16 protein-coding genes are annotated in these 22,932 nt (G+C 58.4%); 11 read left to right on the plus strand and 5 right to left on the minus strand.

What is annotated here, in order from left to right; all coding sequences use genetic code 11:
• Window positions 1-30: 30 nt before the first annotated feature.
• The 10 genes from PG881_RS14965 (at window position 31) to rmf (ending at window position 14,949) form a co-directional block, all read left to right on the plus strand.
• The gene (locus PG881_RS14965; RefSeq protein ID WP_194759843.1) at window positions 31-252 is read left to right on the plus strand and encodes a DUF2835 domain-containing protein; all 222 of its coding nucleotides are present in this window, start codon (window positions 31-33) and stop codon (window positions 250-252) included.
• 278 nt (window positions 253-530) lie between these two features.
• The gene (locus PG881_RS14970) at window positions 531-5,390 is read left to right on the plus strand and encodes an NAD-glutamate dehydrogenase (RefSeq protein ID WP_139706416.1); all 4,860 of its coding nucleotides are present in this window, start codon (window positions 531-533) and stop codon (window positions 5,388-5,390) included.
• Between the two features lie 76 nt (window positions 5,391-5,466).
• On the plus strand, window positions 5,467-6,477 hold the full coding sequence (gene pyrD / locus PG881_RS14975) for a quinone-dependent dihydroorotate dehydrogenase (protein WP_103826873.1): 1,011 nt from the start codon (window positions 5,467-5,469) through the stop codon (window positions 6,475-6,477).
• An 87-nt stretch (window positions 6,478-6,564) separates the two neighbouring features.
• Window positions 6,565-7,101: a cell division protein ZapC gene (locus tag PG881_RS14980; RefSeq protein WP_103826874.1), complete on the plus strand. Its 537-nt coding sequence runs from the start codon at window positions 6,565-6,567 to the stop codon at window positions 7,099-7,101.
• 267 nt (window positions 7,102-7,368) lie between these two features.
• Window positions 7,369-7,872: a hypothetical protein gene (locus PG881_RS14985; RefSeq protein WP_024945229.1), complete on the plus strand. Its 504-nt coding sequence runs from the start codon at window positions 7,369-7,371 to the stop codon at window positions 7,870-7,872.
• 692 nt (window positions 7,873-8,564) lie between these two features.
• Window positions 8,565-10,736: a bifunctional 23S rRNA (guanine(2069)-N(7))-methyltransferase RlmK/23S rRNA (guanine(2445)-N(2))-methyltransferase RlmL gene (gene rlmKL, locus PG881_RS14990; RefSeq protein WP_162498694.1), complete on the plus strand. Its 2,172-nt coding sequence runs from the start codon at window positions 8,565-8,567 to the stop codon at window positions 10,734-10,736.
• The gene (locus tag PG881_RS14995) at window positions 10,736-10,966 is read left to right on the plus strand and encodes a glutaredoxin family protein (protein WP_270801012.1); all 231 of its coding nucleotides are present in this window, start codon (window positions 10,736-10,738) and stop codon (window positions 10,964-10,966) included. Before rlmKL ends, PG881_RS14995 begins: the two co-directional genes overlap by 1 nt.
• Window positions 10,967-11,040: 74 nt before the next feature.
• Window positions 11,041-12,963, plus strand: coding sequence for an ATP-binding cassette ATPase Uup (gene uup, locus PG881_RS15000; protein WP_270801015.1), 1,923 nt, complete (start codon window positions 11,041-11,043; stop codon window positions 12,961-12,963).
• 8 nt (window positions 12,964-12,971) lie between these two features.
• Window positions 12,972-14,609 carry a DUF3466 family protein gene (locus PG881_RS15005; RefSeq protein ID WP_270801018.1) on the plus strand — a complete coding sequence of 546 codons (1,638 nt, stop codon included), beginning with the start codon at window positions 12,972-12,974 and terminating at the stop codon, window positions 14,607-14,609.
• Between the two features lie 160 nt (window positions 14,610-14,769).
• Window positions 14,770-14,949, plus strand: coding sequence for a ribosome modulation factor (gene rmf, locus PG881_RS15010; RefSeq protein WP_005315693.1), 180 nt, complete (start codon window positions 14,770-14,772; stop codon window positions 14,947-14,949).
• 82 nt (window positions 14,950-15,031) lie between these two features.
• On the opposite strand, the gene fabA is transcribed toward rmf, so the two are convergent.
• The 4 genes from fabA to PG881_RS15030 all read right to left on the minus strand — a co-directional run bounded on the left by fabA (window position 15,032) and on the right by PG881_RS15030 (window position 19,735).
• Entirely contained in the window at window positions 15,032-15,592 is a 561-nt protein-coding gene (gene fabA, locus PG881_RS15015) for a 3-hydroxyacyl-[acyl-carrier-protein] dehydratase FabA (protein WP_016350690.1), read from the minus strand.
• An 81-nt stretch (window positions 15,593-15,673) separates the two neighbouring features.
• A complete protein-coding gene (locus PG881_RS15020; protein WP_043122920.1) occupies window positions 15,674-17,653 on the minus strand; it encodes a Lon protease family protein in 1,980 nt (659 codons plus the stop codon).
• Between the two features lie 211 nt (window positions 17,654-17,864).
• Window positions 17,865-19,142, minus strand: a complete 1,278-nt coding sequence (locus PG881_RS15025) for a tyrosine-type recombinase/integrase (RefSeq protein WP_270801022.1) — start codon at window positions 19,140-19,142, stop codon at window positions 17,865-17,867.
• Window positions 19,143-19,420: 278 nt separating this feature from the next.
• The gene (locus tag PG881_RS15030) at window positions 19,421-19,735 is read right to left on the minus strand and encodes a YebG family protein (RefSeq protein WP_270801023.1); all 315 of its coding nucleotides are present in this window, start codon (window positions 19,733-19,735) and stop codon (window positions 19,421-19,423) included.
• Between the two features lie 173 nt (window positions 19,736-19,908).
• Here PG881_RS15030 and PG881_RS15035 point away from each other — a divergent pair, with 173 nt between their 5' ends.
• Window positions 19,909-20,805, plus strand: coding sequence for an esterase/lipase family protein (locus tag PG881_RS15035; protein ID WP_270801025.1), 897 nt, complete (start codon window positions 19,909-19,911; stop codon window positions 20,803-20,805).
• A 49-nt stretch (window positions 20,806-20,854) separates the two neighbouring features.
• Here the strand turns inward: PG881_RS15035 and PG881_RS15040 are convergent, their stop codons facing one another.
• Window positions 20,855-22,825, minus strand: coding sequence for an SDR family oxidoreductase (locus PG881_RS15040; RefSeq protein WP_270801028.1), 1,971 nt, complete (start codon window positions 22,823-22,825; stop codon window positions 20,855-20,857).
• Between the last annotated feature and the right edge of the window lie 107 nt (window positions 22,826-22,932).

The following is a 22,932-nucleotide window of genomic DNA, read 5'->3' on the forward strand; positions in this document are numbered from 1 at the left end:
CGGGCCGTTTATCAGACCAGAGGAGTCATCGTGAAGCAGTTTACCTTTCGCCTGTCCCTGAGCCACGACGAGGTCATGCTGATGTATCAGGGCCATGCCAAACGGCTGGTGGTACGCAGCGAGCAGGGGCTGACCCTGGAGCTGGGCCTTGAGAAAATCCGGCCTTTCGTCGCCATCAGCGGGGTACATGGCTATTTTCGACTCAAAACTCAGGACGATTATCGCTTTATCAGCCTCGAACGCATAAATTAACAAAACTTGAACATATTTCCGCGCAATTCACTGCTTTCAGTCACTATCTATCCGGTAAATCCGTAACCATCCAGTGGGATTTTCTGTTTTTTGCCAGAACGGCAAAATATTTCACAGCTTAAGGCGTGATCTGACCCTTGTTTTTAACAACTCATTATCACCTTTGCTCGCCTTCCTTGATCCAAGACATTACACTTCGCAGCAACTCTGTACCGGTGGGCATCCAGGGTGGATGTCTCTGTGTCGGTGGTTAATGTCGTCCGATAAGGAATATAGAAATGGCATTGAAAGACGCCCCTACCTCAGTTCTGCTCGAAAACGTTCTCAGCCTGATCCATCAGAAGTTGCCCAAGAAGAGTGCCTCCCTGGTCGAGTGCTTCGTCGCCAAGTTCTACGGCAACATGGCGAGCACCGATCTGCACGATCGCAATGACAGCGATCTCTATGGTGCCGCGCTCAGCCTGTGGAATGCGCTCAACCAGCGCACCTCGACCTCCCCCTATATCCGAGTCTACAATCCCGAGCTGACCCGCCATGGCTGGCAGTCTCCCCATACCATCGTCGAGATCATCCTGCAGGACTCCCCCTTCCTGGTGGACTCCATCCGCATGGCGCTCAAGCGCCGGGGCATCACGGCGCACATGATGCTGCACCAGCCGTTGCACCTCATTCGTGGCAACGAGGGCAAGATCAGCGCCATTCTGGATCTCGACAACAGTGCCGAACAGACCTCGGTCGAAACCGCCTTCCTCATCGAAATCGATCACCTCACCAGCGAGGAGCAGATGGAAGGGTTGACTGCCGAGCTCAATTCGGTGGCCGGTGAAGTGGCGCTGGCGGTCGGTGACTGGCAGCCGATGCTGGCACGCCTGAACGAGATCATCGACGAGCTGCCCAAGCGCAAGAACCCGGTCAGTCAGGCCGAAGTGGACTCCTGTGTTGCCTTCCTCAAGTGGGTGGCCGCCCATAACTTCACCCTGATGGGCTATCGCCGCTATGACGTCAAGGCGGTGGAGGGGGATCACGAGATCCTGCCCCAGGCCGACTCCAGCCTGGGTCTGATGAAAAACTCCATCAAGGAAGTGGGGCAGCGCCTTGGCAACATGCCGGCCAGTGCCCGTCACGCGGCGCTGAGTTCTGACTTGCTGATCCTCACCAAGTCCAACAGCAAGTCGCGGGTGCATCGCCCGGCGTATGTGGACTACATCGGCATCAAGCGCTTCGACGAGCACGGCAAGGTGGTGGGAGAGGATCGCTTCATCGGCCTGTATGCCTCCTCCATCTACAACACCAGCGCAACCCAGATCCCGCTCATCAGTCACCGTCTCGAGCACATCATGGCCGCCTCCGGTCACGAGAAGGGCTCCCACGCCTACAAGGCGCTGCTGAACGTATTGGAAACCTACCCGCGCGACGAGCTGATCCAGGCCCGTGAAGAGGAGCTGCTGGCTACCGGTCTTGGCGTGCTGGAGATGCAGGAGCGCGACATGCTGCGCCTGTTCGTGCGCCGCGATGTGTACGGCCGTTTCTTCTCCTGCATGGTCTATGTCACCAAGGAGCGCTACAACACGGCGCTGCGGGTCAAGACCCAGCAGATCCTGCAGAAGTATTTTGGCAGCAGCGAAGAGGTGGAGTTCAACGTCTACTTCACCGAGGGCGTGCTGGCACGGACCCACTACATAGTGCGGGTCAACAACAACAACGTGGATGTGGATGTGAACGAAGTACAGAACAACCTGATTGAAGCGGCCCGCAGCTGGGACGACCGCCTGGATTCCGTGCTGCTCTCTCACTACGGTGAAGCCCGCGGCAACGAACTGCGCCGCCGTTTCAGCACCGCCTTCCCCCGCGCCTACAAGGAAGACGTGCTGCCGGGTTCCGCCGTGGCCGACATCATGGAGCTGGACAACCTGAGCGAGGCCAATCCGCTCGGCATGCTGTTCTACCGCGCTCAGGAAGAAGAGAACGATCGCCGGGTTCGCCTCAAACTGTTCCACCGCACCGAACCCATCCACCTCTCCGATGTGCTGCCCATGCTGGAAAACATGGGGCTGCGCGTCATCGGCGAAACTCCCTATCAGGTGCGCACCCCGGCGGGCGACATCTTCTGGATCCTCGACTTCTCCATGCTGCTGCATGGCGAGCAGCCGTTCGATCTGGAACAGAGCCAGCAGCGCTTCCAGCAGGCTTTCGCAGCCATCTGGAACAAGCAGCTGGAAGATGATGGCTTCAACCGCCTGGTGCTGGGAGCCGGCCTCACCGGTCGTCAGGTCTCGGTACTGCGCGCCTATGCCAAATACATGCGTCAGACCGGCGTCTCCTTCAGCCAGTCCTATATCGAAGAGACCCTGACCCGCTACCCGGATATCGCCCAGCTGCTGTTCACCCTGTTCGAACAGCGCCTTGATCCGGCCGGCAAGCAGGACGCCAAGGTGCCATCGCAAGATGCCAAGGCATCCGCCAAGCTGCACGAGCAGCTCGCCGCCAAGCTGGATCAGGTCGCCAACCTGGACGACGATCGCATCATCCGCCGCTATGTGGAGATGATCGACGCCACCCTGCGCACCAACTACTACCAGCTGGACAAGGCGGGCAACATCAAGCCCTACATCTCCTTCAAGCTGGCCCCCTCCAGCATCACCGACATGCCGCTGCCGCTGCCCAAGTTCGAGATCTTCGTCTACTCGCCGCGGGTAGAAGGGGTGCACCTGCGCTGGGGCAAGGTGGCCCGTGGCGGTCTGCGCTGGTCTGATCGCAAGGAGGACTTCCGCACCGAAGTGCTGGGTCTGGTAAAAGCCCAGCAGGTGAAGAACACCGTCATCGTGCCAGTCGGTGCCAAGGGCGGCTTCTACTGCAAACAGATGCCGGCGGGGGCCCCCCGTGCCGCCATCCAGGAAGAGGGCAAGGCCTGCTATCGCCTGTTTATTCGCGGCCTGCTCGATGTGACCGACAACATCATCGGCGGCGAGGTGATCCCGCCGAAATCCGTGGTGCGTCACGACGAGGATGACTACTACCTGGTGGTGGCCGCCGACAAGGGCACCGCGACCTTCTCGGACATCGCCAACGAGATAAGCCTCGAATACGGCCACTGGCTGGGCGATGCGTTCGCCTCCGGCGGCTCGGTCGGCTATGACCACAAGAAGATGGGCATCACCGCCCGTGGCGCCTGGGAATCGGTCAAGCGGCATTTTCGCGAGATCGGCGTCAACTGCCAGACCACCGACTTCACTTGCGTCGGCATCGGCGACATGGCGGGGGACGTGTTTGGCAACGGCATGCTGCTCTCCGAGCACACCCAGCTGGTGGGCGCCTTCAACCACATGCACATCTTCATCGACCCGACCCCCAATGCGGCCAAGAGCTTCGTCGAGCGCAAGCGCCTGTTCGAGCTGCCCGGCTCCAGCTGGGATGACTACAACCGGGAGCTGATATCCCAAGGGGGCGGCATCTTCCTGCGCTCGGCCAAGTCCATCAAGCTGAGCCCCGAGATCCAGACCCTGCTCGGTACTGACAAGGCCAGCATGGCCCCGAACGAGCTGATCAAGGCGCTGCTCTGCCTGAACGTGGATCTGCTGTGGAACGGCGGCATCGGCACCTATGTGAAGAGTTCCCGCGAGAGCGACGCCGAAGTGGGCGATCGCAGCAACGATGTGCTGCGGGTCAATGGCCGCGATCTGCGGGCCCGCATCGTGGGTGAGGGCGGCAACCTCGGCTTTACCCAGCTCGGCCGGGTGGAGTACGCCAGCCAGGGCGGTCGCATCAACACCGACTTCACCGACAACGTGGGCGGGGTGGATTGCTCCGACAACGAGGTGAACATCAAGATCCTGCTGAACCAGCTGGTGGCGGCCGGTGACCTGACCCTCAAGCAGCGCAATCAGATGCTCTATGAGATGACCGACGACGTGGCGCAGATTGTCATCACCAACGCCTATCGCCAGTCCCAGTCCATCTCGGTGACCAGTTTCCGCGGCGCCGAGCAGCTCAAGGAGCAGCAGCGTTTCATCCAGGGGCTGGAGCGGGAAGGCAAGCTGGACCGCGCCCTGGAGTTCCTGCCCTCCGACGAGGAGCTCTCCGAGCGGATGGCGGCGGGGCAGGGGCTGACCCGTCCCGAACTGGCGGTGCTGGTGGCCTATGGCAAGATGGTACTGAAAGAGCAGCTCAACTGCCCGGAAGTGACCGACGAGCCCTTCCTCGCCAACATGCTGGTGACCAGCTTCCCGGCCAAGCTGCAGCAGCAGTTCGGTGCGGCACTGGCCCAGCATCCGCTGCGCGGGGAGATCATCGCGACCCGGGTGGCCAACATGCTGGTCAACGACATGGGGCTCAACTTCGCCAGCCGGATGAAGGACGAGACCGGTGCCTCGGTGGCGGAAGTGGCCTGCTGCTTCGCCATGGCCCGCGAGGTATTTGGCCTCAACCAGCTGTGGCGCGACATCGAAGGGTGCGACAACCTGGTGGGGGCAGAGACCCAGCTCGAGCTGATGTTCTACAGCCGTCGCATCGTGCGCCGCGCCACCCGCTGGTTCCTGCGCGCCCGCAATCGCAGCTGGAGCATCAGCGAGAACATCGCCTTCTTCCGTCCGGCCTTCGAGACGCTGGGGCAGCACCTCTACGAGGTGATGGACGAGAGCGAAGTGGCCGAGCACCAGCAGGCGGTCGCGGCGTTGGTGGCCAAGCAAGTGCCACAAGCCATCGCCCGTCAGGTGGCCCACATGAGCAGCCTCTTCTCCAGCCTGGATCTGGCGCAGATCGCCGCGGAGCACAAGACCGACATCCTGCGTGCCGCCAACGTCTACTACCGTCTCGGCGCCAAGCTGGATCTGCACTGGTTCCTCGACCAGATCAACCATCAACCGGTGGGCAACCACTGGCAGGCGATGGCGCGGGCCTCCTTCCGCGAAGATCTGGACTGGCAGCAGCGCAGCCTCACTTCCGTGGTGCTGGAAGGGTGCAAAGATCAGGGAGAATGCGCTACCATACTGGCCGACTGGATTTCGGAGCATGAGCAACTCTTGTCCCGTTGGACCCACATGTTGGCCGACTTCAAGACCACCAGTACCCATGAGTTCGCCAAGTTCTCGGTGGCCTTGCGGGAGTTGAACCTGCTCCAGTTGAATTGCCGAGCACTGTGATTGCCAGTTAAGGCATGACAGCGGTATCACACCCAAAGCCCCGGCCAGTTGCCGGGGCTTTTTTTAAGGAGCAAACATGCTGTACCCTCTCGCCAGGCATTTCCTGTTCAAGCTCAACCCGGAACAGGCGCACGATCTCTCCATCAAATATCTGCCCCGCCTTCTCGGTACGCCGCTTGATTGTTTCTTCCGCCACTCCTTGCCCAAACGCCCCGTCACTGTCATGGGGCTTTCTTTTGCCAATCCGGTGGGTCTGGCGGCCGGTCTGGACAAGGATGGCGAGTGTATCGATGCCTTCGGGGCCATGGGATTCGGCTTTATCGAGGTCGGTACCGTCACTCCCAGACCCCAGAGCGGCAATGACAAGCCACGTCTGTTCCGGGTTATTCCGGCAGAGGGGATCATCAACCGGATGGGCTTCAACAACAAAGGGGTCGACCATCTGGTTGCCCAGGTCAAGAAGGCCAAATATCAGGGGGTGATCGGCATCAATATCGGCAAGAACAAGGACACCCCCATCGAGCAGGGCAAGGATGATTACCTGATCTGCATGGACAAGGTGTATGACCATGCCGGTTATATTGCCGTCAATATCTCTTCCCCCAATACGCCGGGGTTGCGTTCGCTGCAATATGGCGATGCGCTGGATGAACTGTTGGCCGCCCTCAAGGTTCGTCAGCAGGAGCTGGCCGCGCAATATAAGAAATACGTGCCACTGGCCGTTAAAATTGCGCCGGATTTGACTCCGGATGAAATTAATCAGGTGGCCGCATCCTTGATAAAAAACGACATTGATGGGGTCATTGCCACCAATACTACCCTTGAGCGCGACATGATTTATGACATGCCCCATGCAGCTGAAGCGGGTGGCCTCAGCGGTCGTCCTTTGCAGCACAAGAGCACCGAAGTGATCCGCCAGCTGGCCAAGGCACTGGATGGTGCGCTGCCCATTATTGGCGTCGGTGGCATCGACAGTGCCATGGCGGCCCGCGAGAAGCTGGCAGCGGGTGCCAGTCTGGTCCAGATTTACAGCGGCTTTATTTATAAGGGCCCGGATCTGGTCAAAGAGATTGTGACCCATATATAAGAAATAAATCGGTGCCCTTTATTTAAAGTTGCTGAAATTCTCGACATGGAATAAAGTCGAGTAACGACTTTCAGTAAGGGCACCTGCATGTGTATCCAACCCAATGACAATTGGCAGTGGCATTATGATGCTCATGATGATCGTCTGATGCTGGATTTATCCGAGCGCATGATCTTCGCCACCGAATATAAAGGGCGACAATTGGTGCCCAGCTCCTTCACCACCCAGCCTTTTTGCGTGGATGATGCTGCGCTCTATTATCAGCTGATGGACAGGGTTGCCGAACTGGAGTGGAGCGTACCGCATCAGGTTCAGCTGGTACTCAATGCCATCGCCGTCAGCCGCTTTTACAAACCCCTGATGCCACAAAGCTGGTTCTTTGGGGAAACCCACCCCGCCATTATTCCCGAAACCGGTGCGCTGGTGTGCATGGGCACCCCACACGGCAAAGGGGAGTTTCTGGTGATCGAAGCCGGTGAACAGGCCAGCGTCTGTTTGAACCTGACTGACGATCTCATATTGACCACCAGCAAGACACTGCCCCGTTTTGGCGTTATCAAGGTAATGAACAATCGCATGAGCCCAAGGCCGGTAGCACAGGCGCAATATCGCCAGGTGAGCTGATCTTTTTCAACTGTGGCAGTTCTATGACCATACGACAACTGGGGCAAAATTAGCCAGATGTCACCTTTTAACATGCTATTCTGAATCCAATCTGAATTTCCTCCTCACGGTGGGCGATTATTTTTATTGCTACCGGACGCTATCCTTGAAAACGTGAACTGTGCCACTTGAGGCTTTCCTGCAAACTCCGTAATCTCAAAATGCGAGTGTAATAATGTGCGTGTATCTGGTTGATACGTGTAAGTAGCATGATCAAGGAAATGACTCATGAAAATAAACAAGTATCTACTGACCAGTAGTCTGTTTCTTCTGCCTCTGACCACATCAGCGACAGAAGATATATCGGTTCTCGTCTACGGAGCATCCATACACAGTGGATGTGAGAAGGCCAAAGGCCCACATGGCAAGACCTGTGACTTTAACAATATCAATCCGGGGTTGGGGGTAGACTGGGCATTTTTGGGGAATCAGGAGACCGGCAAGCTTTCGCTGCGTGGCGGTGGTTATGAAGACTCCTATGAGAAATTTGCCGCCTATGCTGGCTTTATGTATCGCAAGGAGTGGTATCTCACCGAGAGTGTTTTTGCCGGCTTGGGCTTGCAGGCTGGCTATCTCGATGGATCAGGAGTCAATGGCTTCGCCATGCTGCCCATTGTCAGTCTGGGCTATAAAAATGTCGCCTTGGAAATTGGGTATGCGCCCAAGATGAACAATGTTCCAGGTCGCAAACATGTGGCTGTGACCTCATTTGGTTTGCGCTGGGCAATTTAATGTTGTCATGCTAATTGCGAAGACCCGCATCAAGCGGGTCTTTTACATTGGACTAGCGCCACATTGAACCGCTGTGAATGGATGATCATGAAAGCGTGTATAACGCAGATTTTGGCGTTTCATAGGCATCAGATAAAAATGCCCTCCGATCAATTTGATGAGAGGGCGGCAAACACACACTACAGGAGGAATAAGCGGTTGTATCAACAACACGGGGCTATTCTAAATCCTGTAGTTTCTCTTGAAACCTGATAGATGTGACAGTCGGACAATAGCGATATGAACAGAGAGAGGAGGAAAAAATAGCCCTCCCGTTTACGGACGATAACGGGAGAGCCAAACACGGGGTTTACAGAAAGGACTTGCTCTGTCGTGGGAATAATAACGAGTTGAGTCTTGTTTGACGCCTGTCAGATATGGCAGCTGAATGGCTCGCCTATTCTGATCATGGTCATGGCATATATGGTTGCAATCTCAACAAGGTATTGCCGTACCAATTGAGAAAGGCCGGAGTAAACTTGGTTATTGTTCTAGCTCGCTCAGCTGCCGGTACGTTTTTTCTTCGTCATATCCTTCCTGCGCACATGCCTCGCCAGAACGACCAAAAGGTCGGAGGCGGCGCATGTCAGATGCCTTCTGTTTATGCCGTCACTGGCAAGCTTTTGCTGCTCCGGATCGCGGCTTAAGGTATAATGCGGCACTATTTTTATGGGTTCCCCGTGAGCGTGATGAAAGAATTTTTTGCAACCTGCCCCAAAGGGCTGGAAAACCTGTTGGCCGTTGAGCTGACCAATCTGGGCGCAGAGCAGGTCCGTGAGACCGTGGCTGGCGTGCATTTCAAAGGCGAACTGGCCATTGGCTACAAGGCCTGTCTGTGGAGCCGTTTCGCCTCCCGCATCGTGCTGGTGCTGTCCGAATTCCAGATGAATGACGACCTGGATCTCTATCTGGGTGCTCACACCATTCCCTGGGAAGAGCACTTCTCCGGTACTTCCACCATTGCGGTGGATTTTACCGGTACCAATCCGGCCATTCGCAATACCCAGTACGGTGCCCTGAAGATCAAGGATGCCATCGTCGATCGCTTTACTAAGCGCGGTCACGTGCGTCCTGACGTGGACAAGAAGTCGCCGGATATTCGCATCATGGCGCACCTGGGCAAGGGCAAGGCCAATATCACGCTGGACTTGTCAGGCCCCGCGCTGCACCAGCGTTTCTACCGTCAGGGCACCGGTGAGGCGCCGCTCAAAGAGAACCTGGCCGCCGCCATGATTGCCCGTAGCGGCTGGGCCGGCGAGCCCATGATGGACCCCATGTGTGGCTCCGGTACGCTGCTGGTGGAAGCTGCCTTTATCGCCGCCGACATGGCACCGGCCTTGCGCCGCGAGCGCTTCGGGTTCGATCGCTGGCTGCAGCACGATAGCGAGCTGTGGCAGAGCCTGCTGATGGAGGCTCAGGTTCGGGCCAAGCGCGGCATGCAGCGCTGCGAGGTGAAGCTGTTTGGTTGCGATGCTGACAGCCGCGTGCTGCTCAAAGCCCGCGACAACGCCAAAGCCGCCGGCGTGGCCCATCTCATCACCTTCAAACAGGCCGACGTCACCGCGCTGGAAAATCCGCTGCCGATGCCGGCAGTGGAAGGGGAGGCTCGTCAGGTCGGCATGCTGATCTCCAACCCCCCCTATGGCGAGCGTCTTGGCGAGTTCCCGGCACTGCTGGAAGTGCACCAGGCCCTCGGTGATGCCCTGCGTCGCAGCTTCCAGGGCTGGAAAGTCTCCATTCTTTCCGCATCCCCCGAGCTCTTGAGCTGTCTGCGTCTGCGCGCTGACAAGCAATATCGCCTGTTCAACGGCGCCCTCGAATGTCAGCTGCGTAACTACCAGATTGCACAGGACTCTGTTGCTTCCCAGAAAGAGGTGGCGCAGGACTTTGCCAACCGTCTGCGCAAGAATCTGAAGACCCTGGAGAAGTGGGCACAGAAAGAGAACCTCGACTGCTATCGCCTCTACGATGCCGATCTGCCGGAGTACAACGCCGCCATCGACCGTTATCAGGACTATCTGGTGGTGCAGGAGTACGCGGCGCCCAAGGACATTCCCGCCCAGAAGACTCGTCAGCGTCTGCTCGACATGGTGCAGGCCGCCATCAAGGTGACCGGCATGGACGGCGAGAAGGTGATCCTGAAGGTGCGCGAGCGTCAGGAAGGCAAGCAGCAGTACCAGAAGCTCTCCGAAGAGCAGCACCGGATGGAAGTGCAGGAGTATGGCGCCCGTCTGTGGGTCAATCTCTATGACTATCTCGATACCGGTCTGTTCCTCGACCACCGTCAGACCCGCCGTATGCTGGGTCAGATGGCCAAGGGCAAGCGCTTCCTGAACCTGTTTGCCTACACCGGCAGTGCCACCGTGCACGCTGGGTTGGGTGGTGCCAGCGAGACCACCACGGTGGACATGTCGCGCACCTACCTCAACTGGGCACAAGACAACATGCGCCTCAACTCGCTGGTGGGCCGAGAGCACAAGTTCGTGCAGGCCGACTGCCTGAAGTGGCTCTCCGAGGCGGACGAGCAGTACGACCTCATCTTCATCGATCCGCCCACCTTCTCCAACTCCAAGCGGATGGATGAGAGCTTCGACGTGCAGCGCGATCACCTGCTGCTGATGCAGCACCTGAAGCGGCTGCTGGCTGCGGGTGGCACCCTGGTGTTCTCCAACAACAAGCGCCACTTCAAGATGGATCTGGCCGGTCTCGAGGCCATCGGTCTCAAGGCCCAGAACATCACCGGCAAGACTCGACCCAAGGATTTCGAGCGCAACCAGCATATCCACAACTGCTGGATCATCACCCATGCGGAGGCTGAGGCCTGATGCTGACCCTGTTTCACACCGACGGCTGCCACCTGTGCGAACAGGCGTGGGCGCTGGTGGAGCAGGCCGGTATTGCAGCCGATGCTCGCCAGTGCGACATCATGGATGATGCGCAGTGGCTGGCAACCTATCGGGTCCGCATTCCGGTACTGCGCGATGAAGCGGGGCGTGAACTGGGTTGGCCCTTCACCCTGACTGAGCTACAAGCGTGGCTTGCCAGGCAGGGGTGAGCGGGCGATTTGACGATGAAACGGGGGGAGATCCAGTCTGCCACCCGTTTTTTCATTAGCAATAAGGAACAAGAATGGCTCTTTTGACATTGCACGGCGCGTCGTTGTCGTTCAGTGATTTTCCGCTGCTCGATCAGGCCGAGCTCACCATCGAGCGGGGCGAGCGCCTCTGTCTGGTGGGGCGCAACGGGGCGGGCAAGTCCACCCTGATGAAGGTGATCGCCGGCGAACTGCCGCTCGATGACGGCCGTCTGGTGCTGCAACAAGATTTGAAAGTGACCCGTCTCGAGCAGGATCCCCCCGCGTCGAGCGAGATCACCGTGTTTGACTACGCCGCCGAAGGTCTGGCCGGGGTAGGGGAGCTGCTCAAGCAGTATCACCATATCTCCATGGAACTGGCACATGATGCCTCCGATGCCAACATCCGCAAGATGAGCCAGCTGCAGGAGCAGCTCGACTACCAGAATGGCTGGCGGTTCGAGACTCGCATCAATCAGGTGCTGACTCTGCTGGGTCTGGATCCCGACGTGACCCTCGACAGCCTCTCCGGCGGCTGGCTGCGCAAGGTGGCACTGGCCCGCGCGCTGGCCTGCGATCCGGATCTGTTGCTGCTGGACGAACCGACCAACCACCTGGACATCGATGCCATCAACTGGCTGGAAGAGTTCCTCAAGGATTTTCGCGGCGCTATCGTCTTCATCTCCCACGACCGGGAATTCATCCACAAGCTGGCGACCCGGATCATCGATCTGGACCGCGGCGTGATCACCTCCTGGCCCGGCAACTACGACGAGTACCTGCAGGGGAAAGAGGAGTGGCTGCGGGTCGAGGAGCTCAAGAATGCCGAGTTCGATCGCAAGCTGGCCCAGGAAGAGGTGTGGGTACGCCAAGGGATCAAGGCCCGTCGCACCCGCAATGAGGGGCGAGTGCGCGCCCTCAAGGCAATGCGGATGGAGCGGACCCAGCGCCGTGAACTGCAGGGCAAAGCCAAGCTGCAGCTGGACGAGGCAAGCCGCTCCGGCAAGCTGGTATTTGAGAGTGAAGGCCTGGGGTTGGAATTTGGTGATCGCACTTTGTTCCAGGGGCTGGATCTGCAGGTGCTGCGCGGCGACAAGATTGCGCTGGTCGGCCCCAACGGTTGCGGCAAGTCGACGCTCATCAAGCTGCTGCTCGGTCAGTTGAGCCCAAGTCGTGGCACGGTCAAGGGGGGCACCAATCTGGAAGTGGCCTACTTCGATCAGTACCGCGAGCAGCTCGACCCCGAGAAGACGGTGGTGGACAACGTCGGGGAGGGCAAGCAGGAAGTGATGGTGCGCGGCCGCTCCCGCCACATTCTCGGTTACCTGCAGGACTTCCTGTTTGAACCAAAACGGGCACGCACCCCGGTGAAAGCCTTGTCAGGGGGCGAAAAAAACCGTTTACTGTTGGCCAAATTGTTCTTGAAGCCCAGTAATTTACTGATCCTCGATGAACCAACCAACGACCTGGATGTCGAAACGCTGGAATTGCTGGAAGAGCTGCTGGCGGACTACCCCGGCACCCTGTTGCTGGTGAGTCACGATCGTCGTTTCATCGACAATACCGTGACCGGTTGCTGGTTGTTTGAAGGGGACGGACAGATCAGCGATTATGTGGGCGGTTACGCCGACATGATGGCCACCCGCGCTCAACAACAGGCACAGCAGTCTGCGCAGCACGTCGCCAAACAGGTGCAGAGCAAAACGCCAGAGCCTGTCGTGGCGCCGGCGCCTGCTGCCACAAAAGCCAAAAAGCTCTCTTACAAGTTGCAGCTGGAGCTGGATAATCTACCGGCTCGACTGGAACAGCTGGAGGCAGAGCTGGATGCCCTGCAGACCGAGATCAACCACCCCGGTTTCTTCTCCCTGCCGAGCGACCAGACTCAAGCCAAACTGGATGCCCTGAATGCAGCAGAGGCTGCATTGGAACAAGCCTTCTCCCGTTGGGAGGAGTTGGAAGCGTTGAAACATCAGGACTAAGGAAGTAGATGAAAAAGCAATTATCCATGCTGGCCATTCTGGTCAGCGCCAGCCTGCATGCCCAGGCGGCACAAAGTCCCTTTTTCACCATTGTCGATGCGTCCGACAAGGGTTACGCCAGCGGGATCAGCGGCGACGGCAACGGGCTCATCGGGATCAATACCAAGAACAACATGGCCGAGCACTTCTCGACCGTGCGTTTTGCCGACTTCCTGGTCGATCGTTTCCGTTTCGAGCAGGGCTGCATGCTCTCCAACTCGGTCTGCAACTCTTTCTGGAACGACAACAGCAACTTCGCCTATCAGTGGCGTCGTGACTTCCTCGACGGGGTCGACCAGCGCAACAACGTAGGTTACGTGCAGCTGGGCGAGACCGACGGTCTGGTGACCGCGCTGGGCGACGTACCTGGCACCCGGGCGGGCTACAAGATGAGTGGCAAGCTGCGCACTGCCTTCGCCGTGGTCGAGGAGGGCAACCCCGTCGAGCTGAAAGATGGCGCTGGCACTCACAGCCTGAGCGTGCCGACCAGCATCAAGAAACTGGACAACGGCCAGTATCTGGTGACCGGTACCGCCGCCACTGGCAAGAACATTGCCGTCAACTCCGAAACCTACAACTGGTGCTTTGCCGGCAACGACGGCCAGTACGGTGACTACCGCTACTGCCCGGGCCTCAATACTCAGGCCAGCTTCTGGCTGGTCAACAGTACCGGCACCTTCAACAAGCTGCTGCAGGCCAACGAGTATGCCCGCGCCCGCAACGAAGTGGTGCAGACCGCCTCCGCGCTCGGAGTGGGTAAATTCAACGGCAATCTGTACGGGGTAGGGTACTCCTCCACCGGCGAGATCGGCACCAACTACCTGGATGGTCGCAACCTGGCCGCTTACTGGACGCTGGATCTGGATGGCAGCAAGGTTGGCACTACCCAGATCATCCCGCTGGCCGAAGGCGAGCCCGGCAAGGATGACGCCAAGCTGCAACACAGCTGGGCCGTGGGGGTCAATGACAACGGTTATGTGATAGGCAACCAGCTCTATCGCATCAACAAGGGCCAGAACCGCCCGGTCGAGATGTTCGTGTTCAACCTGAACACGCCGACCACCAACGCCGTGGTTTCCCTGCAGGACAAGCCGCTCAGCGGCGCCGGCTCGGAAGCGGCCGCCATCAACAACCACAACATGGTGGTTGGCTGGCGTGATTCCCGCCACCAGACCCAGCCCGTGGTCAACGGCACCAACCGCATGCAGGAAGGTTTCCTGCTGAACGCAGCGACCGGCAACAACTGGTATCTGAACGATCTCATCTGCGGTCTGGATGATGCGGGCGCCAAGCAGTGTGCTCAGAACGGTTATTACTACCACATCGCTTATGCCAGCGGCATCAGCAGCAACGGTACCGTCGCGGCCACGGCTTATCGCTACAACAGTGAGAGCGATCTGAACAACCGCACCAATGCTACCGTGGTCAGCGTCAAGCTGGCGCCGGTGGTAACCGACTACAAGAACAACGATCCGGCCGGTTATGTGGTCGCCAACGCACCGGTCAACAACCAGACCGGTCAGGATGGCGGCAGCGGTGGCGGCAGCCTGTTCTGGTTGACTCTGCTGGCCCTGCCATTCGCCTGGCTGCGCCGTTTCCAGCGCTAAAAAGTTGTGTCACTAAAAATTAATGCGGTTCAGTGTCTTGTGTCACAATGACCGGATAGCATGAAATTTTTTGTTTGACCCTGCCGACCCCCTGGGGTAAAGATGAAAGCGACCGATGAAAAATTGGTCGCTTTTTTTGTTCCACGGAAGAGGGTCGTAGATGATGAAGAGACAAAAACGGGACCGTCTGGAAAGAGCTCGTGCTCGTGGTTATCAGGCTGGCGTGGTCGGCAAACAGAAAGAAGCGTGTCCGTATCAATGCCTGGATGCCCGTGGGCATTGGCTTGGTGGTTGGCGTGATGCCATGGAAGGGCGGGGCTCAGGCCTCTTCATGAAGTAGCCGGTACTTCATCACTCATTGCAAAAGGAAAGGGGCCATAATGGCCCCTTTACGTTGTTCAGTTTGAACTGCGGGTCAGCACTTAGAATGCGGTGGTGTCCTTGAACAGACCCACTTTCAGATCGGTAGCGCTGTAAATCGGGCGACCATCCACTTCCACCACGCCATCGGCGATCCCCATCACCAGCTTGCGGTTGATGACGCGTTTGAAGGTGATCTTGTAGGTCACTTTCTTGGCGGTCGGCAGGATCTGGCCGGTGAATTTCACCTCGCCAACCCCCAGTGCACGACCCTTGCCGGGGCCGCCTTTCCAGCCCAGGAAGAAACCGACCAGTTGCCACATGGCATCCAGACCGAGACAGCCAGGCATGACCGGATCACCCGGGAAGTGGCAATCGAAGAACCAGAGATCCGGCGTGATATCGAGCTCTGCCAGGATTTCGCCCTTGCCATGCTCACCACCGTTGTCATTGATCTTGACGATACGATCCATCATCAACATGTTGGGGGCGGGCAGCTGACTGTTACCCTCACCAAACAGTTCGCCACGGCTGCAGGCGAGCAGCTCTTCACGGGTAAACGAGTCTTTGCCTTGTTCACACAGGGAAAGGCGGGCATCAATGGTGGTATTGTCTACGGTCACGCTGTTTATCCTTCAAATGGGTCAAAGCCGGGCCAATTTAGCGTACAGTTGTTCGCTAAACAACTCCGATCACTTCTTTTCTCACCGTCCGAACACTCGACCAAGCAGGCGGCGCAGCACGCCACCCTTGATGACGTCGGTGCCATTGAGCTCATCCAGCCGCTGCTGGATCCGGCCGAACAAGGTATCCGGCATATCCGGCTCACCAGCAACACAACCGGTCAGCAGCTCGATAGCCTCTTCCACATGATCCACCGGATGGATATGGAATTGGCCGGCTTCGACGGCTGCAATCACCTCATCGGACAGGTTGAGCTGCTGGGCATTGGTGCCGGGCAGCAGGATCCCTTGTTTGCCGGTGAGACCGTGGATCTTGCACACCCGGAAGAAGCCTTCGATCTTCTCGTTGACGCCGCCGACGGCCTGCACATTGCCGAACTGATCGACCGCGCCGGTCACCGCAAAGTGCTGGTAGATGGGCTGGCGGGCGAGGGCAGAGAGCAGGGCACACAGACCGGTCAACGAGGCGCTGTCACCATCGATCTCGTGATAGGACTGCTCGAACACCAGGTTGGCCGACAGCGGGGAAGGGTTCTCGGCACCGAACTTGTTGGAGAGATAACCGTGGATGATCATCATCGCTTTGGCGTGGATATGGCCGGCCAGCTCCGCTTTGCGCTCGATATCCGCCACATCACCATCACCCAGATGCACGGTGGCGGTGAGACGTACCGGCTCGCCGAAATCATAGGGATGGCCTGAGACTTGAATCACGGAGAGGCCGTTGATCTGGCCCACTTCCTCACCGTCGGTCTGCAGCAGGATCTGGCCGTCGATGACGCCCTGGTCGGACTGCTCGACCAGATAGTTGAGGCGGTAATCCTGCTCTTCCAGCGCACCGCGAATGTGCTCGTCAGTGACGACGTCCGCTTCCAGCTCGCGCGCCAGGCTGTCGGCCATGCGCATGATGGCAGAAAGTTGCACCTCGGAGAGTGACAGCCACTCCTGATGGTCGCACAGCCGGCTGGCGTGGCGACAAAGGGCGGCGAGGGCGGCCGGGGTGAAGTCCAGCAGCTCCCAGCGCTCGCGCAGCCAGGCCAGATATTGAAGATAATCAGGCAGATCCTCTTCAATGTTCACCTCGGAAACCAGATCTGCGCGCAGGAAGATGCGCTCGGACATGTCACGGTCCAGCATCTGGAACTCGGCCACATCGAGCCGATCGCCGACCAGGATCAGCTTGAGCTTGATGGGGGTGGCTTCCGGGGTGAAGAAGGGGGTCAGGGTTTTGCCTTCTTGATAGGCGTTCCAGTCCAGCTCACCTTTTTGCATCGCATTTTTGAGTTTGAACCAGAGATGGGGCTGATCCAGCAGCTCATCCAGTTGCAAAATCAGATAGCCACCGTTGGCCTGACGCAGCAGGCCCGGCTCCAGCAGGTGCTGGTTGGCATAGACCGAACCTTGCTCGGTCTGATAGTTGATGGAGCCAAACAGGGTATCCCAGTTCAAATCCCGCCCATAGATGACCGGTGCTTCCTGTTCTTCATGGTGGATCAGCAGGTTGATGAGTACCGGATGCTGGAATTCGAGCCCTTGAGCCACGTGCGCCGCCAGATCGGAGAGGAAGTCATCGATCTTGGGATCGTTGTTCTGTTTGCGCATGATGCGGGTGACCAGGCGCTCGGCATCCAGATGATGGCTCATCAGCTTGAGCAATTCGCCGACCATTTCACAGAACTCGAAGCCGGTGCCGGGTTGCAGGCGCAGCCAGATGGGCTTGAACGGATTGTTCAGATTCTCGGTGTAGCAGAGATCGAACAGGTCACCATCCTTGCCGTTGGAGGCGGCGATCAGCGTCTGGCAAACACCTTCATAATCCACCCCGGGAAAGCCGTTGAGCAGCATGACCGGGCAGTCACCATCAAAACTGGCGAGACGCTTGATGCCGGAAATGGCTCTGGGTTGCAAGGCGGCAAAAGGAATGGGTTCGAGTTCGCTGAGGGCAGGAAACTGTTCAATCGAAAAAACAGGTTTTAATTGTTCTGATGTTAATTCAGCCACTTAAGACATCCGGTCGGAGATAGGATCAATTGTTGCCATTATACACAGTTCAATAGGTGGTGACAGGAAACAAGATATTTAATTTAACATAATATACATTATGCGCGGTATTGGGTTGTGGAAGAGTCTGGAGTGATGCCGGTTAAAAAACGCTGGTCATCACAGCCATGCTCCTGAACTTCTCTTTTCGTTATCTCTCGCCTTCAAAGGCCTAGTCGTGCAACCGATCCAGCGGTTTGTGGTTGGCACTTTCATGGCGTTCGCTGTTGCCGGTGTGCAGGTACTTTGAGGTGGTGTCGATGCTGTCGTGGCCGGCATCGGCTTGCACATGTGATAACGGCCGCCCGTTGAGATTGATGTCGTGGGTGATGCCGGTATGACGAATGGAGTGTGGTGTCAGGTTGCGCATCTCGGCGCCGTCCTGCACAAACCCATCTTTTTCTGCCAACTCGGCGGCGGTCTGGATGACGCTCATCACCAGGTCACGCAGCTGGCGGATCCCGAGGTTGGCGTTGAGCTCGCCTTGTTCCCGGCCATGCGCCGCAGCCTTGTGGCGCACAAACAGCGGAGTTTGCTCATCAGGTGCTGGTAATGGTGAGAGACCAAGAAACGTCCGATAGCGTTTGAGGGCCTCAAGCAAGGCATGGGACACCGCCACGGTGCGGCGCTTGCCACCCTTGCTGCGGGGAATGAAATAGCCCCAGACGCCGGTTTTACCATCGCGGCGAAACTGCCCCATGACGGGGGTAAACCCTGGTCTTGCCGCCACTTCCGAGATCCGCAGGTAACAGGCGTACATCAGGCTTATCAGGAAGCGGCTGCGCTCGTGCTGCTCGGGTGATTCGGCGGCCAGCAGGTCGGTTGCTTGCATCACATAGGACCACTGCAATTCGCTAAAGGCCTGGCCATGGTCGTCCGGCTCCTGCTGCATTGAGCGCTTCACCCGTTGCAGTAACAGCGCCGGGTTGCGGTCCATGTACTCTTCCTGGATCAAGAACTGGAAGAAGGCAGACAGAATGGCGAGCTTGGTCTTCATGGCCTGTTCGCTGAGCCGGTATGGCAACTCGCGGCCCAGCTCCCGCTTGCCAAGGAAGGGCCGCCATTGAGGGTTGGGCAGTCGTTCCCCCCACTCTTTGTCGAGCACGAACTGGGCTACGTTGCGATAGGCAATCAGGGCCGCCGGCGGCGCCTGACAGTAATCGAGATAGCGCATCATGATGCGCCGGGTCAGATCCTTGGGGCTGATGCGCATTTCGCCGAAGCACCAGTGCAAAAACGTGGTCAGCTCGCTGCGATAGGTTTTGTAGTTGTTTTCGCTGTTGCGCTGCTCCAGCAGCCAGTCGACGGCGAGCTCGTAGACCAACCCGGCATCGGGCACATCGTTGAGGCTGAGGTTGGCAAGATATTGATTGACCTGGGGGTTGCCCGCCTCCAGGTAGGCCAGACCATCGAACAGCGGCATGGCGGGTGGAAGTAACATAGTGGTCATGATGATGCTTGTGGATGAGAGACTCGGCTCGGGGCCTGCGTGATGGTGATGCCGATAAATGGGGTTATCGGCATCACGCGGAAATGGAATGTCGATGTTGTACAGCGAACAGCATCGCCATCAATAGCTGATACTGCATAGTGTATTTATTCAATGGATATGCACCTTGGTTGGAAAGTTCTCGGGGTAAATATCCATATAAATGCTTTAAAATTCTCATCAATGCATAAATTGAGGCTGTTTTCATGCTGTGATGGGCAGCCTCCCCCGTGTCGTCCTCACGCTACACGCTTGAGGGATTTGTCTTTTGGCTTGCCTGCGTCATTCTGCTCTTCCTGTTGCTCCGACTTGCCACTCCCCTGCCCCTTGGCCCCGCGCAGCACGTTTTGCAGCAGATCGCGCTGCTCGGCCAGGTAGAAGGCCAGGCTCTCTTGCTGTTCAGGTTCAAGGCGAACGGGCGCGCCTGCCAGCAAATGCATCAACTCATCGGCAGTGTCCAGCAGCTTGTCATAGGCATCGGCCTCTTTTTTGCTGGCAAAGGTCATCTTCTCCACTCCCCCACGCACCACAACATATTTGATCTCAACGGCCATAGCGGCGTCCTCCTTCTGATAGTGATTACAAGTATATGTATGGATATACAGTATTGCAAATAACCCCATGCAGAAGTGTTTTATTGGCGCGCCGACGGGTGATTGCGCGCCTGTCATCACATTGATGAAAGGGTCATTTGACTTCCATGCCAGACTGGTCGGATGATTGGACCATGACGATCACAAAGCAACTACTGATCCTGCTGCTGGTTGAGGTGACGCTCCTTGGGGGCATCGCCCATCTGGTCATCGGCCTCTCGCTGCCACTCTCCATCCTGTTCGTGGTGGTGGCCCTGTTGGGGCTGCGCACCCTGGTGGTGCTGCTGACCTGGGGCTTTTCCCGCTTCTATCCGGTGCCTGCCATCGGCTGGCGAGAATGGTTGCCCATGGTGGGGCGAGAGATTGCGGCCTACCTGCTGACCTTCACTTGGTTGCTGCCGTTCGAGCGTTGGCTGATGGCGCCAGACAGGCTGATGCCCTCCCCCCTGCCCTTGCTGCTGATCCACGGTTATGGCTGCAGTCGCGGCATCTGGCGGGTGCAACGAGCCAGACTGGAGGCTGCCGGCCACACGGTAGGGACCGTCACCTTGACCCCTCCCTTCGGCCATCTCGACGATATGGTGCCGCTCTTGGCCAATCGCATCGACGAGGTGCTGGCCGCCACCGGTGCCTCGCAGCTGGTGCTGATCGGCCACAGCATGGGTGGCTTGGTGTGCCGCGACTATCTGGCGGTGGCGGGCGGTGACAAGGTGGCGCAGCTCATCACCCTGGCCACCCCCCATCAGGGCAGCCAGCTGGCGACCCTGGGGCTGGGCGACAATGCCCGCGAGATGGAGCCCGGCTCCGGCTGGCTGCAGCGCTTTGCCGCCGTGCCACTCTGCGTGTCCGGGGTCTCGGTGCGCACCAGCCACGACAACTTCGTGCTGCCTCAGTCCCGCCAGCGACTGGATGGCATGGAGGATGTGGAGCTCGCCGCCCTCGGCCACCTCTCCCTGCTCTACTCCCGCCGTACCACGGCCTTATTGTTAACCCTGCTCTCCCGCCCACAGCCGCAAATGAAAAGGGCCTGATTGCGCAGGCCCTTTCCGTTTTTGCTACCTCAGTTCGTTGTCGCTCCCCCTAGAAGTGGATCCCCTTGATCAGGGTGGAGACCGCCATCTGATCCGCCGAGGCCTTGGACTCGTTGCCCTCCTTGGGATCGGAGAAGGTGCGGAAGCTGGTGTTCATGATCACCTGGGCCACTCGCGGCGCCAGGGCATGGATCACCTGGCCGAATACCCCGAGCCGGGTGGCCAGTCGTACGTGCTTGTTGATGATGGTGTCGCACACCAGGTCGGCGGCCTCTTCCGGCGTCATCATGGGCACCTGCTCATACACCTTGGTGGGCGCCACCATGGGGGTCTTCACCAGTGGCATGTTGATGATGGAGAAGTTGACCCCCTTGTCGGCAAACTCGGAGGCCGCGGTGCGCACCCAGGCATCGAGCGCCGATTTCGAGGCGACGTAGGCAGAGAAGCGCGGCGCATTGGTCAGCACTCCGATGGAGGAGATGTTGATGATGTGGCCCTTCTTCTTCTCGATCATGGTGGGCAGCAGCCCCATGATCACCTTGAGGGTGCCGAAGTAGTTGAGCTGCATGGTGCGCTCGAGATCATGGAAACGATCGAAGGAGTCTTCGATGGCGCGGCGGATGGAGCGACCGGCATTGTTGATAAGGATGTCCACCCCGCCATGCTCGGCCACGATCTGGCGGGTGATCGCCTCCCCTTGGGCGAGATCGGCCAGATCCCCCTGATAGACCTGCAGAGTCAATCCCAGCTCGGCAAACTCGGCCTGGGTCTCGGCAATCTTGTGCTCGTCCCGGGCGATGGTCAGTACCTTGGCACCCGCCTCGGCCAGTTTTCTCGCCGTGGCCTTGCCGATGCCAGAGGTGGCGCCGGTGATCAGCACGACCTTGCCCTCGACCCGGCCGCGCAGGGTACGATCGATGAACAGCTCGGGATCGAGGTGACGCTCCCAGTAATCCCACAGTCGCCAGGCATAGCTGTGCAGCGGCGGCACTTCGATGCCGGTCCCCTTCAGTACCCGCTGGGTTTCGCGGTTGTCGAAGCGGGTGGGATAGTTGATGAGCCGGAAGATGTCCTTGGGCAGCCCCAGGTCGGCAATCGCCGCATCGCGAATGCGCCGCACCGGCGTCAGTGCCATCAGCATGGTCATCAGATGGCGGGGAATGAAGCTGAACAGGGCGGCATTGATGCGAATGGCGGGCTCAGGGGCATGGGCGGCGCGGGAGAAGGTGCTCAGCATGTCGCCGACCCGCATAGGGTGAGAATCGGTCAGGTGGAACGCCTTGTTGTCCTCCCCTTCCAGATGGGCGATGTGATCGATGGCATCCACCACGAAGTTGACCGGCACCAGGTTGATGCGCCCCCCTTCGACCCCGATGGCTGGCATCCAGGGCGGCAACATGCGGCGCAGCTTCTGGATGGTCTTGAAGAAGTAATAGGGGCCGTCCACCTTGTCCATCTCGCCGGTGTTGGCATCACCGACCACTATGCCGGGTCGATAGATGCGCCAGGGCAGTGTGCTCTCCTTGCGCACGATTCCTTCGGCCTCGTGCTTGGTCTGGAAATAGGGCATGTCGAGGTGTTCGGCCTCATCGAACATGTCTTCCCGGAACAGTCCGTCGAACAGACCGGCCACTGCGATGGAGCTGCAGTGATGGAAGCAGCGGGCCTGGAGCCGCTCGGCCAGTTGCAGGGCCTGACGGGTGCCTTCGGCATTGACCTGCTGCTGAATGCCCGCCTTGGCGTTGAGATCGTAGATGGCGGCGAGATGCAGGAAGTGGTCGATCTTGCCGATGAGAGACTCCAGCTCGGCACTGCCCACTCCGAGCAGCGGGTGGGTCATGTCGCCGACCACGGGGATGGCGCGATCCGCCTCAACCCCCCAGTAAGCCAGCAGATCGGGTACCCGATCGAGATGGGCGGCACGCATCAAGAAATGCACCCGGCTATTCGGGCGCTGCAGCACTTTTTTAATCAGCCGGCGACCGATAAAGCCGCTGCCCCCCGTGATGAAATAGTCCATGGTATTTATATCCCTTACTGATTGGGCTGTTAGGGAAGGTGCGAACAAGTCCCTGATATGAGATCATGTTTGTCATCTGGAGCCATGGAACAGGGTTCATCATGAGT

It is taken from the genome of Aeromonas sp. QDB54, from assembly GCF_027707385.1.
Classification (GTDB): domain Bacteria; phylum Pseudomonadota; class Gammaproteobacteria; order Enterobacterales; family Aeromonadaceae; genus Aeromonas; species Aeromonas hydrophila.